At 73.2% G+C, this 12414-nt stretch carries 11 protein-coding genes; 3 read left to right on the top strand and 8 right to left on the bottom strand.

Annotation, left to right across the window (positions count from 1 at the left end; translation table 11 throughout):
* Positions 1-20: 20 nt before the first annotated feature.
* Together AB0881_RS26300 and AB0881_RS26295 are read right to left on the bottom strand one after the other, a co-directional pair.
* Positions 21-1409, bottom strand: a complete 1389-nt coding sequence (locus tag AB0881_RS26300; RefSeq protein WP_366620893.1) for an NAD(P)/FAD-dependent oxidoreductase — start codon at positions 1407-1409, stop codon at positions 21-23.
* A gap of 245 nt (positions 1410-1654) precedes the next feature.
* The gene (locus AB0881_RS26295; protein ID WP_366620891.1) at positions 1655-2464 is read right to left on the bottom strand and encodes a uracil-DNA glycosylase; all 810 of its coding nucleotides are present in this window, start codon (positions 2462-2464) and stop codon (positions 1655-1657) included.
* A gap of 174 nt (positions 2465-2638) precedes the next feature.
* On the opposite strand from AB0881_RS26295, the gene AB0881_RS26290 reads away from it, so the two are divergent.
* Complete coding sequence (locus AB0881_RS26290) at positions 2639-3373, top strand: DUF2510 domain-containing protein (RefSeq protein WP_366620889.1); 735 nt, start codon at positions 2639-2641, stop codon at positions 3371-3373.
* Here the strand turns inward: AB0881_RS26290 and AB0881_RS26285 are convergent.
* Genes AB0881_RS26285 through eno form a run of 4 tightly spaced genes read right to left on the bottom strand, consistent with a single transcriptional unit; the run spans position 3370 to position 6579 of the window.
* Positions 3370-4290, bottom strand: coding sequence for a Ppx/GppA phosphatase family protein (locus AB0881_RS26285; protein WP_366620887.1), 921 nt, complete (start codon positions 4288-4290; stop codon positions 3370-3372). The two genes, AB0881_RS26290 and AB0881_RS26285, sit on opposite strands and share 4 nt — an antisense overlap.
* Positions 4287-4802 (bottom strand): DUF501 domain-containing protein, encoded by a 516-nt coding sequence (locus AB0881_RS26280; protein ID WP_366620885.1) that lies wholly within the window; start codon positions 4800-4802, stop codon positions 4287-4289. Before AB0881_RS26280 ends, AB0881_RS26285 begins: the two co-directional genes overlap by 4 nt.
* Positions 4803-4837: 35 nt before the next feature.
* The gene (locus AB0881_RS26275) at positions 4838-5257 is read right to left on the bottom strand and encodes a septum formation initiator family protein (protein ID WP_366620883.1); all 420 of its coding nucleotides are present in this window, start codon (positions 5255-5257) and stop codon (positions 4838-4840) included.
* Between the two features lie 38 nt (positions 5258-5295).
* On the bottom strand, positions 5296-6579 hold the full coding sequence (gene eno, locus AB0881_RS26270; protein WP_366620881.1) for a phosphopyruvate hydratase: 1284 nt from the start codon (positions 6577-6579) through the stop codon (positions 5296-5298).
* Positions 6580-6903: 324 nt separating this feature from the next.
* On the opposite strand from eno, the gene AB0881_RS26265 reads away from it, so the two are divergent.
* Positions 6904-7842, top strand: coding sequence for a sulfite exporter TauE/SafE family protein (locus AB0881_RS26265; protein WP_366620879.1), 939 nt, complete (start codon positions 6904-6906; stop codon positions 7840-7842).
* Between the two features lie 125 nt (positions 7843-7967).
* On the top strand, positions 7968-8897 hold the full coding sequence (locus AB0881_RS26260; protein ID WP_366620877.1) for an ATP-binding protein: 930 nt from the start codon (positions 7968-7970) through the stop codon (positions 8895-8897).
* 4 nt (positions 8898-8901) lie between these two features.
* On the opposite strand, the gene AB0881_RS26255 is transcribed toward AB0881_RS26260, so the two are convergent.
* Positions 8902-9843 carry an NADP-dependent oxidoreductase gene (locus AB0881_RS26255; RefSeq protein ID WP_366620876.1) on the bottom strand — a complete coding sequence of 314 codons (942 nt, stop codon included), beginning with the start codon at positions 9841-9843 and terminating at the stop codon, positions 8902-8904.
* A gap of 83 nt (positions 9844-9926) precedes the next feature.
* Complete coding sequence (locus AB0881_RS26250) at positions 9927-12371, bottom strand: transglycosylase domain-containing protein (RefSeq protein ID WP_366620874.1); 2445 nt, start codon at positions 12369-12371, stop codon at positions 9927-9929.
* Positions 12372-12414: the final 43 nt, after the last annotated feature.

Below are 12414 nucleotides of genomic sequence, written 5' to 3'. Positions count from 1 at the left end.
CACCTCCCCTCCGGCCGCGGTCACCCGGGCTGCCGCCGGCCGGCCGCCAGCTCGAACTCCTCGTGCGGCGACTCGATCTCGCCGAGCGAGACGATCTCGCGCCGGAAGAACGCGGCGAGCGTCCAGTCAGCGGTGATCCGAATCTTACGGTTGGTCGTCGGCATCCTGGACAGATGGTACGTGCGGTGCATGAACCAGGCGGGGAATCCGCGCAGCTTGACGCCGTACACGTTGGCCACGCCCTTGTGCAGGCCGAGACCGGCCACCGAACCGACGTAGGCGTGCTCGTACTGCTTGCGGGGCTTGCCCCGCAGGTCGGCCACGATGTTGTCGGCCAGCCGCTTGGCCTGGCGCACGGCGTGCTGCGCGTTGGGGGCACAGTAGTCGCCCTCGGAGGTGACATCGGGGACGGCGGCGTTGTCGCCCGCCGCGTACACCCGGTCGAGCCCGTCCACGGTGAGCTCGGCGGTCGCCTTGATCTGCCCCTTGCCGGTCAGCGGCAGGTCGCCCTCCCCCACCACCGGGTGGGCCTTGACGCCCGCCGTCCACACCAGCGTGCCGGCGTCGAACTCCTCGCCGTCGCTCAGCACGATGTGCCGGTTCTCGGCGGACTTCAGCAGCGTGTTCAGCTTGATCTCGATGCCGCGGCGGCGCAGCGCCTCCAGCGTCCACTGACCCATCTCCGGCCCGACCTCGGGCAGGATCCGGCCGGTGCCCTCGACCATCACCCAGCGCATGTCGGCGGCGTCGATGTTCGGGTACCACTTGCACGCGTCCCTGGCCATGTCCTCCAGCTCGCCCAGCGCCTCGATGCCCGCGAACCCGGCCCCGACGAACACGAACGTCAGCGCCTTGCGCCGGGCGCGCTCGTCGGCGGCGGCGTCGCCGGTGCCGCTGCCGGGAGCGGTGAGGGAGGAGGCGATGTCGAGCTGCCGGATCACGTGGTTGCGGAGGTGGATCGCCTCCTCGACGGTCTTGAAGCCGATGCCGCACTCGGCCAGGCCGGGGATCGGCAGCGTCCGCGAGACCGACCCGGCCGCCATCACGAGGTGGTCGTACCGGATCTCCTGCGTGCCGCCGGCCCGTTCCGCCCCGGCCGGGCAGAACAGCACCTTCCGCTCGGCGGTCTCGATGCGGGTGACGTGGCCGTTCAGGATCTGGCAGCGGCGCAGCACCCGCCGGATCGGCGCCACGACGTGCCGGGGCTCCAGGTTGCCCGCCGCCGCCTCGGGCAGGAAGGGCTGGTAGGTCATGTACGACTGGGGCTCGATGACGGTGACGACGACCTCGCCCCGTCTCAGTTCGCCCCGCAGTTTCTTCTGCAGGCGCAGGGCGGTGTACATGCCGACGTAGCCGCCGCCGACGATCACGATGCGCTTGGCGGTACCCGAAGAGCGTGCAGCAGACATGTCCGGAGCGGTACCCGCTCAGCCCCACAGATCACCCATCGGGACGTTTCTCTAAAAACCCCACGTATCAGGCGAACAACCTCGTCCCAGGATGCATCACACAGGATGTACGGAGCCAGGGCCCGACGGGGGCGCCCAGCGGCCGGAAAGCCGCCGGCGGCACGGCAGCACGCCGCTGGGCCACGGCCCTGACTCCGTGTCTACTTGCCCTGCCCTTGGTGTCCTTCTGGGCCGGTGCCCGTGGGTCACATGCCGGCGCGGGACTTCGCCTTTGTGAAGAGGTCGTCGAGCATCCGCTCCGTCACCCGGCCGGTGAAGGTGTTCTGCTGGCTGGGGTGGTAGCAGCCGAGCATCGTGACCTTGGTGCCGGCCGGGGAGGTGATCTCCAGTTCGGCGGCGTGGCCGAAGGGCGGGCGGGGGCGGGGGAGGCCGTAGCCGGCCTGCTTGAGCGCCGGCCAGGCCGCCTGCCAGGCGAAGCCGCCCAGGGTCACCACGCAGCGGACGTACGGGGAGACGTCGGCGATCTCGCGGGCCAGCCAGGGGAGGCAGGTGGTGCGTTCGGCGGGGGTGGGCTTGTTGGCGGGCGGGGCGCAGCGGACCGCGGCGGCCATCCGGGCGCCGATGAGGCGCTGGCCGTCGCCGGCGCGCACGCTGGTCGGCCGGGCGGCCAGGCCGACACGGTGCAGGGACGCGAACAGCCAGTCGCCGGAGCGGTCGCCGGTGAAGATCCGGCCGGTGCGGTTGCCGCCGTGCGCGGCGGGCGCCAGGCCGACGATCATGATCTTGGGTTGTGGCTCGCCCCAGCCGGCGACCGGGCGGCCCCAGTAGTCCTCGTCCGCGAACGCGCGGCGGCGTTCCACCGCCACCCGCTCGCGCCATTCGACCAGGCGGTCGCAGGCCCGGCAGACCGACTGGCGGGCGCAGAGGTCCGCGAGGCCGGGGGCGTCCCGGGCGAGGTCCACCACCTCCTGCGGGCCGCGGGCCACCGGGGTGGCGGGGGTCGCCGGGTCTTCGGGCCAGCCCGTGCCGGGCGGCACGAACCTCGGGTTCGTCATGACTCCCGATCTTCGCATGCCAGGGGCTGCTCCCTTGGGATCCCCTTGGACCGGTGAAACGTGCCGTATGTGGACAGGCCCGGGAACCGTTTCGGGACGGTGATCCGTCACATCGCTCGGTACGATGCGGTTCGCCGCTCGGGGAGGCGAATCCATGCGAAGCGGAGGCGCGCCTTGTCCCAGCCAGGCTGGTATCCCGACCCCCAGGGCAGTAGCAGCCTGCGCTGGTGGAACGGGCAGCACTGGACCGAGCACCTCAACCCCCAGCCGGCGGGGCCGCGGCGGGAGCGGCGGCCCGCCGAGCAGTACCAGCAGGCGCCCGTCCAGCAGTACGAGGCGGTGCGGGGGCTCGACGCCACGGTGCGCGGGGCGCTGCTGCACGCGGACGAGCACGTGGTGGCGTACGGGAGCGCGTCGCTGCCGTGGGCGCACGTGGAATGGACGGCCTACTGGACGGCCAGCGTGCCGTACGGGCAGGGCGGCGGGCTCCAGTGGATCTTCCAGGCGGGGCGGCATCCGTTCCACGGCGGGCCTCGGGTGGAGGTCGTCATCGAGGACGCGGCCACGACCGTGCACGGGCCGGGCGGCGGCGGCGCCGAGCGGGTGTGGGCGCACCTGGTCGAGCTGGGGCGGACGCGGGCCGAGCCGCGGCTGGTGCAGGAGCTGGCGCGGCGGGTCCTGGACGGCGAGTCGATCGACGTGGCGCAGGGGCTGACCGTCCATCCGGGCGGGGTGCGCGGGGACCGGGTCTCGCTGAGCTGGTCGGCGATCTCCGGTGCCGTGATCGAGAACGGCCGGGTGTGGATCCAGCAGTCCAGCAGCGCGGCGCCGGTCCTGTACGTCCCGCAGCAGAACCCCAACGCGGTGCTGATCCCCGCGCTGCTGACGACGCTGAAGGCGCGCCGCTAGACCAGCGACCAGGCGATGCCGTCGAGGATGTCGTGCTCGCTGACCACGACGGCGCCGAAGCCGTACTCGCGCATGATCCGGTCCAGGATCAGCGCGCCGGTCCCGATCACGTCGACGCGGCCGGGGTGCATGACGCCGATCGCGGCGCGCTCCTCCCGGGTGGCGTGCAGCAGGTCGCGGGTGACGTCGTGGACCTGGGCGGCGGTGATGCGGGACAGGTGGATGCGGTCGGGCTCGTAGGCGTCCAGGCCGAGCGCGATCCCGGCGACCGTGGTGACCGAGCCGGCCAGGCCGACGAGGGTGCGCGCCTCGTCCACCGGGACGGCCTCGCGGACGTGCGCCAGCGCCGTGTCGATGTCGGCCACCGCGGAGGTGATCATCTCGGGCGACGGCGGGTCGCCGTCGCGCAGGTGGCGTTCGGTCAGCCGGACGCAGCCGATGTCGACCGAGCGGGCGGCCTCGGCGGACGAGCTGCCGAGGACGAACTCGGTGGAGCCGCCGCCGATGTCGACGACCAGGTACGGGCGCGGCGGGCGCAGCGCGGCCAGCTCCCGGGTGGCGCCGGTGAAGGAGAGCTCCGCCTCCTCGTCACCGGTGATCACCTCGGGGACGACGCCGAAGATGTCGACGACGCCGGCGACGAAGTCGTTCCGGTTGGCGGCGTCGCGGGTCGCGCTGGTGGCCACCACCCGGGTCTTCTCGGCGCCGTGGCGCTCGATCAGGGCGGCGTACGCCCGCATCGCGGTGAACGTGCGCTCCAGCGCCTCGGGCGCGAGCCGGCCGGTCTCGTCCACGCCCTGGCCCAGCCGGACGATCTCCATCCGGCGCTCGACATCGGTCAGCGTCCCGTCGGCGATGTCGGCGATCAGCAGCCGGACGGAGTTGGTCCCGCAGTCGACGGCGGCGACGCGCGTCATCGAGCCTCCTCGGGGTCGGGGGTGACGCAGGGTCCGTTCCGCCACCATTCGGGCAGCGCGTCCAGCGCCTCGCGGCCGAACGGGTTGGCGCCGGGGACCGCCAGCTCGTGCGCGATCAGCGCGTGCAGGCACTTGACGCGCTCGGGCATGCCGCCGGCGCTCTGGGTGCCCTCCGGCAGCGGCGGCACGCCCTCGTCGCGGGCGGCCTCCTCGCGGCGGCGCAGGTAGTCCTCGTGCGCGGCGGTGTAGGCCGCGCGCAGCTCCGGGTCCTCGGCCAGCCGCTCCTGCATCCGGCGCATCCGGCCGTCCCCCTCCAGCGTGCCGATGGCCGAGGCGGCCTTGGGGCACGTCAGGTAGAAGAGGGTCGGGAACGGGGTGCCGTCCGGCAGCCGCGGCGCGGTCTCGATCACCGCGGGCGAGCCGCACGGGCAGCGGTACGCGACCCCGCGCACGCCGCGCGGGGTCCGCCCCAGCTGGGCCGCGATCGCGGCCTCGTCGGTCTTGTCGATCATCAGTGTCGTCCCCACCCGCGGTCTCGGCCGCGGGTCTAGCGCGCCTTGTCGGCGGCCTCCACGGACCGCCACAGCGTCTCGTACCACGGCGGCCGCTCGGTGCGGCCGTCCCGCCGAGGCCGCTGCCCGTCGTCCCCGCCGCCGTCGAGGACCACGTAGCAGCGCGCGCCCGGCTCGCAGTAGTGGAGCCGGCGCGTCGCCTCCCGTTTAATGTACGACTCTTCGCCGAGCCGCTGCTTGCGCAGCGTCAGCTCCTCCACCTGCTGCCGCGCGACCCGCTCCTTCTGCTTGAGCTCGGCGATCTGCCGGCGCTGCGCCACGTACTCCCGGACCGGGTAGGCGAGGCTCAGCGCGATCGCGCAGACCACGACCGCCAGGATCGCGGCACGGCTGGTGAGCGCGGGGTTACCGCGGGCCCCCCGGGTGTCGGTACGGTCGTCGTCGCCCTGCGCCACGGCGGGCCCCCTCGTCGGTCGGCGGTGCGGACGGCGGGTCAGCCCTCCCCGTCGAAGCGGGGGAAGGCGGCGGCGCCGGCGTAGCGGGCCGCGTCGCCCAGCAGCTCCTCGATGCGCAGGAGCTGGTTGTACTTGGCGACGCGGTCGCTGCGGGCCGGGGCGCCGGTCTTGATCTGGCCGCAGTTGGTGGCCACGGCGAGGTCGGCGATCGTGGTGTCCTCGGTCTCGCCGGACCGGTGGCTCATCATGCAGCGGTACCCGCTGGTCTGCGCCAGCGTGACCGCGTCCAGGGTCTCGGTGAGGGTGCCGATCTGGTTGACCTTGACCAGCAGCGCGTTGGCGGCGCCGGAGCCGATGCCGCGGGCCAGCCGCTCGGGGTTGGTGACGAACAGGTCGTCGCCGACCAGCTGCACCTTGCCGCCGACGGCGGCGGTCAGCGACTCCCAGCCGGCCCAGTCCTCCTCGTCCAGCGGGTCCTCGATGGAGACCATCGGGTACGCGTCGAGCAGCTCGGCGTAGTAGGCGGCCATCTCGTCGGCCGACTTCTTGGCGCCCTCGAACTCGTACGTACCGCCGGAGTGGAACTCGCTGGCCGCCACGTCCATCGCGAGGGCGATGTCGCGGCCGGGGGTGAAGCCGGCCTTGCGGATCGCCTCCATGATCAGGTCGAGCGCCTCGCGGTTGCTGGGCAGGTCGGGGGCGAAGCCGCCCTCGTCGCCCAGGGCGGTGTTCAGGCCCTTGCTCTTCAGCACGGCCTTGAGCGCGTGGTAGGTCTCGGTGCCCCAGCGCAGCGCCTCGGAGAACGTCGGCGCGCCGATCGGCGCGATCATGAACTCCTGGACGTCGACGTTGCTGTCGGCGTGCGCGCCGCCGTTGAGGATGTTCATCATCGGCACCGGCAGCAGGTGCGCGTTGGGGCCGCCGACGTACCGGAACAGCGGCAGCCCGGACGACTCGGCGGCGGCCTTGGCGACCGCCAGGCTCACGCCGAGGATGGCGTTGGCGCCCAGCTCGGACTTGGCGGGGGTGCCGTCGAGGTCGAGCAGCAGCGAGTCGATCAGGCGCTGCTCGGTGGCCGGGTAGCCGACCAGGCGCTCGTCGATGGTGTCGTTGACGGCCTTGACCGCCTTGCGGACGCCCTTGCCGCCGTAGCGCTCGCCGCCGTCGCGCAGCTCGACGGCCTCGAACTGGCCGGTGGAGGCGCCGCTTGGCACCGCGGCGTGCGCCTCGGTCCCGTCGGCGAGCAGCACCTCGACCTCGACGGTCGGGTTGCCGCGGGAGTCGAGGATCTCCCGGGCGAGTACGGCCTCGATCGACGACACGGGCATCTCCCTGTTCTGGTGCTCGACGGTGAAGCTGGCCGGCCCGGCGGGGTCCCCGCGCGGGCGTTCAGCACCCGAGCCTATCCGCGCGGCCCGCGGCCGGACCAACTGGCACGCCGTTCCGCCAGAACCGCCCCTATCGCAGCGAACTACTCAAAGCCGACAGACAGTCCGGCGCGGCCCGGCCGCGGCTTGACGTGGGCATTGTCCACATTGTCTACTTAGAGAATCAACCAAACTTGTTTAGTAGGAAATACAGGGAACGCCCCGGCCGGCCCTCCTCCGGTCCCAGCCCAGCGCCCCTCAACCCCCTGGTGGTGAATCGTGCGAAGACTCGTTCTGCTCGCCCTGGTCGGCCTGGGCGCCCAGCTCGTCGACGGCAGCCTCGGCATGGCGTACGGCGTGACCTCCTCCACGCTGCTGCTGGCCATCGGCACCAACCCGGCCGCCGCCTCGGCCACCGTCCACCTGTCCGAGATCGGGACCACGCTCGTCTCCGGCGTCTCGCACTGGAAGTTCGGCAACGTCGACTGGAAGGTCGTCGCCAAGATCGGCGTGCCCGGCGCGGTCGGCGCGTTCGCCGGCGCCACGTTCCTGTCCGGGCTGTCCACCGAGACCGCCGCGCCGCTGATGTCGGTCATCCTGCTGGCGCTCGGCGTCTACATCCTGGTCCGGTTCACCGCGCGCGGGCTGCGCACCGACCGGCTGGGGCAGCCGCTGCGCAAGCGGTTCCTCGCCCCGCTGGGCGTCGTGGCGGGCTTCGTCGACTCCACCGGAGGCGGCGGCTGGGGCCCCGTCGGCACCCCCGCCATCCTGGCCAGCGGCCGGCTGGAGCCCCGCAAGACCATCGGCTCCATCGACACCAGCGAGTTCCTGGTCGCCGTCGCCGCCAGCATCGGCTTCCTCGTCGGCATCGGCTCCGAGAACATCGACTTCGCCTGGGTCGCCGCGCTGCTGATCGGCGGCGTGATCGCCGCCCCGATCGCGGCCTGGCTCGTCCGGCACGTCCCGCCGCGCGTCCTCGGCAGCGCGGTGGGCGGGATCATCATCCTCACCAACACCCGCACGCTGCTGAAGAGCGACTGGATCGACGCCTCCGACGGCGTCCGGTACGCCGTCTACGCCGTCATCTACGCCGTGTGGGCCGCGGCCCTGGCGTACTCCGTCAAGAAGCACCGCGAGGCCCAGGCCCTCGAAAGCGCCGCCGCCCCGGCCCCCGAAGAGCCCCCGGCCGCCGAGAAGGCCGCCACCCCGGCACCCTGAGACCCCGTTCCGCGGAAGGGCGGCCCCCGCTCGCGGGCCGGGGCCGCCCTTCCGCGCATCCCGTTTGACGGGCTGTTGGCCCCGGCACGGGGTCGCTTTTACCCGCCCCGGGGAACGCCGGTGCGGTGAGGGCGGATTCCGAGTCGGCGGCGCGCCGGTGGGCGCGCAAGCGGCTGCTGCTCGCGCCCTCCATCCGCGCGCGGCTCGCCGTCCTGGCCGCGCTGGTGTCCGGGCTGCTCACCGCCCTGGTGTCGGCGCTGGTCCTGCTGCTGCTCTACCGCGAGGAGATCGCCCGCACCCGGCTGGAACTCGCCCAGGCCGCCGGCCGCGTGATCGTCGTGGCGCAGGACGGCCGGCTCAGCCCGCGCGCCGTCGGCCCCGAACTCATCCAGGTCGTCAACGCGCAAGGCGAAGTGATCTCGGCGACCGCGCGGATGGCCGGATACCCGCCGGTCGACTTCCCGCCGCCCGCGCAGCACGAGGGTCGCCGGGACGGCCGCAGCTGCCGCGTCGAGGCCCCCGGCGGGCCGTGCCACCTCGTCGTCGCGATCTCGATCGGGTCCGACACCGGCCGGCAGATCGTCTACGCCATGGCGCCCGCCCCCGCGCACCTCCCCCACCCCGGCCTCGCCGCGCTGCTGCTGGCGGCCGTCCCCGTCCTGGGCGGGCTGACCGGGTACGGGGTCTGGCGCGCCGCGGGACGGATCCTCGTCCCCGTCGCCGCGATGCGCGCCGAACTGGACGAGATCACCGCCACCGACCTCAAGCGCCGCGTACCGGTGTCATCCGACCATCCGGAGGCCGGTGAGCGGGCTGCGGAGTTCGTGGGAGACGTCGGAGACGTAGCCGCGCAGCCGCGCGACGGCGCCTTCCAGCCGGTCGAGGGTGGCGTTCACGCTCTTGTCCACGAGGGCCGCCACCGCGACGCCGGCGGCACCGGCCTCGGCCTCGCCGTCTCCCGCGACATCGCACTCGCCCACGGCGGCACCCTCGTCCTGGCCGATCGCCCCGACGGCCGCCCCGGTGCCCGCTTCGTCCTCCGGCTGCCCGTTTAGCGCGCTAGACGCGGATCACGGTCTTTCCGCGGGCGCCGCCCTCGCGGCTGCGGGCCAGGGCGGCGGGCGCGTCGGGGAGGGAGATCTCCTCTTCCACGTCGATGCGCATGTCGCCCGTCTGGACCAGCTCCACGACCCGTTCCAGCAGCTCAGGGGTGGGGACGGACTGGACGTTCACGCCGCGGATTTCCTGGGCCTCCAGCGCATCGGGGTTCAGCGCCCACACGGTGCTGATGTAGGTGCCGCCGGGCTTCAGCAGCGGGACCAGGCTCTCGGTCGCCGCGCGGTCGCTGACGAGGTCGATGACGGCGTCCACACCGTCCCGGTGGACGGCCCGGACCTGTTCGGCCAGGTCGCCGCGGCCGTGGTCGACGGTCTCGGCGGCGCCCAGCCCGCGGATCGCGTCCGCCGCGTCGGCGCGGGCGGTGGCGATCACCGTGGCGCCCCGGCTCGCGGCGAGGCTGACGGCGGGGCGGCCGACCCCGCCGGTGGCGCCGACGACCAGGACGCTCGTCCCGTCCTCGGCCCCGGCCTCGTCGACGACCTGAACGGCGGTCATGCCCGCGGTCGGCAGCGCGGCGGCCTGGGTGTAGAGCATGCCGTCCGGCATCGGGACCACCGCGTCGTCCTCGGCGGCGATGGCGTACTCGGCGTACGTGCCGAGCCCGCGCGGGATACCGGAGAACCGGCCGAAGACCTGCTCGCCGACGCCGAACCGGGCGTCCGGGCCGGCCTCGTCGACCACGCCGGCCCCGTCCACGCCGAGGATGAGCGGGAAGGAGTACGCGACGGAGTCCTTGAGCATCCCGTCGGCGATCTTCCAGTCCAGCGGATTGAGGCCGGCCGCGATGATCCGGACCCGGGCCTCCGCTGGCCCGGGTTCGGGCTCCGGCAGGTTCAGCTGGGCCGGAGCCGCTCCGATCTCGGTGATGGCGATGCTGCGCATGACGTTCTCCCCCCGACCGGATGATCTACCCGAAGTGCGGCGCGTCACACAACTCTGCCGGTCGGCCCGCGAGTCGCGGACGGTCAGGTGCCCGGCCTGGGCAGCGGTGTGCCCGGTGGTACGGGAATGGGGGCCGGGTCGTTCGGTCCGGGGTCGGGCGGGAGCGGGGGCTCGTCGCCGTCCGGGCGGTCGTCCCCGCCGCCGCGGCTCGGGCGCAGCGTGACGCTCGTCCCCGGCTCGACCTCGCCGGGGCCGGGCGTCATCTCGGCCACGGTGCCGTCCGGGTACCGCGAGGACCGGACGGGGCTGCCGACGCTCGCCCGGAAGCCGGCCCTGCGCAGCCGTTCGATCGCGTCCCGGACGTCCATGCCGCGCACGTCGGGCAGCCGGGCGCGGTCCTCGCCGGAGCCCTTGCTGAAGTAGTGCGACGGCGGCCGGCGGAACGAGGTCGCGTCCCGTCCGGCGAGCGCGCCCGACATGCTCTCCCGCCAGATCGGCGCGGGGATCGTCGCGCCGAAGACGGAGCCGTAGCAGGTGCCGTCCATGCACAGGCTGGTCATCGGGTACTTGTAGCCGCCGCGCGGGTCGCCGACCCAGACGGCGGCGGCCAGGTCGGGCGTGTACCCGGCGAACCAGGCGGCCGAGAAGTTGTCGACCGTGCCGGTCTTGCCGGCCGCCGGGCGGCCGATCCCCATCCCGCGCGCGGTGCCCTTGGTGAGGACGCCGCGCAGCACGTGGTTGACGGCGTCCGCGACCCCCTTGTCGATCACCTGCTTGCAGCGCGCGCCGGGCACCTTCAGCTTCTTGCCGGTCGAGTCGGTGATGGACTTGATGGCGATGGGCTCGCAGTACTCCCCGCGGGCGCCGAACGCGGCGTACGCGGCGGCCAGCCGCAGCGGCGACACCTGGTTGAACCCGAGCGTGAACGACGGGAACTGCTCCATCGGCTTCCCGTTGGCCTGCCTCATGCCCAGCTTCTCGGCCATCTTGACCGTGTCGCACAGCCCGACCTCGCGCTCCAGCGCGAGGAAGAACGTGTTCACCGAGTGGTGCGTCCCGGTGACCAGGCTGAACATCTTGCCGCCCTCGCCGTCGGCGGAGTTGCGCAGGCTGTCGCCACTGTTGACCGGATCGCCGTCGCAGTTGCGGAACCCGGTCGGCGTGAACCGGCGCGGCGCCATCAGCCGGGTGCCGAACGGCATGTCCTCCTCCAGCGCCGCGGCCAGCGTGAACGCCTTGAACGTCGACCCGGCCTGCATGCCGATGCTGGATCCGTGGCTGGCGTCGGCGGCGAAGTTGATCCAGGTCTTGCCGCGCTCCTTGTCCGAGCCCAGCTTGCGGTCCACGACCATGCCCTTGATCTCGCCGGTCCCGGGCTCGACCAGCGCCTCGGCCGCCGCCTTCCCCGCCGAGTTCTTGCGCGGGACGTGACGGTCGACGGCGCGCTGGGCGGCCTTCTGCGTCTGCCGGTCGAGCGTGGTGCGGATCGTCAGCCCGCCCCGCTTGAGCAGCTCCTCCCGGTCCTCGGCCGTCTTCCCGAAGACGGGATCGGTGAGGATCTCGCGCTGCACGTAGTCGCAGAAGAACGGCGCAACGCTGGTCACGCAGCCGTTCTTGGTCTCCTTGATGCGCAGCCCCAGCGGCGCCCGCATGGCGGCCTCCGCCTCGTCCCGCGGCAGCCAGCCCAGATCCGCCATCCGGTCCAGCACCAGGTTGCGGCGGTCGCGGGCGGCGTCCGGGCGCTTCACCGGGTCGTAGGCGTACGGGAGCCGGATCACGCCGGCCAGCAGCGCCGCCTCCGGCAGCGTCAGCCGCGCGGCGGACTTGGAGAAGAAGTGCCGGGACGCCGTCTCGATGCCGTACGCGCCGCCGCCGAAGTAGGCGATGTTCAGGTACCGGGCGAGGATCTCGTCCTTGGAGAACCGGCGCTCCATCGCCGCCGCGTACCGCAGCTCGCGGATCTTGCGCGCGGCGCTGACCTCCTTGGCCGCGGCCTGCTCCTCCTCCGACTCGGCCTGGGTGAACAGCAGGTTCTTCACGTACTGCTGCGTGATGCCCGACCCGCCCTGCGTGACCTCGCCGGAGTCGAGGTTGCTGACGAGCGCCCGCAGCGTGCCCTTGGAGTCGAGCGCGCCGTGCTCGTAGAACCGGCTGTCCTCGATCGCCAGCACCGCCTTGCGGGCGGCCGGGGCGATCTGGTCGAGCCGGACGTTCACCCGGTTCTCGAAGAAGAACGTCGCGAGCACGCTGCCGTCGGCCGCCAGGATCCGGGACCGCTGCGGCACGCCCGCCGTGCTCAGGTCCTCCGGATCGGTCTGGAACCAGTCGGCCGCGTCCCGCGCGCCGAGCCCGGTCGTGCAGGCGGCCGGCAGCGCGATCAGCGCGACCAGCACCCCCGCCAGCAGGCTGAACTTGCCCAGCCCGCGGATCGCCCGCGCCCGTTCGGCCCCGGTGACGGGACCCGCCTCGGCCGGACGCCAGAGCCCCTCGTCGTGATCCTCGGGGTCATCCTGGGCCTCAGGCTGCACGCGCTCAGAGTAGACGGGCGCCGCCCTCGCGACCACCCATAGC

It is taken from the genome of Spirillospora sp. NPDC029432, from assembly GCF_040703975.1.
Classification (GTDB): domain Bacteria; phylum Actinomycetota; class Actinomycetes; order Streptosporangiales; family Streptosporangiaceae; genus Spirillospora.
Note: the sequence above shows the minus strand (reverse complement) of the source record. Positions and strands in the feature narration are given on the sequence as shown.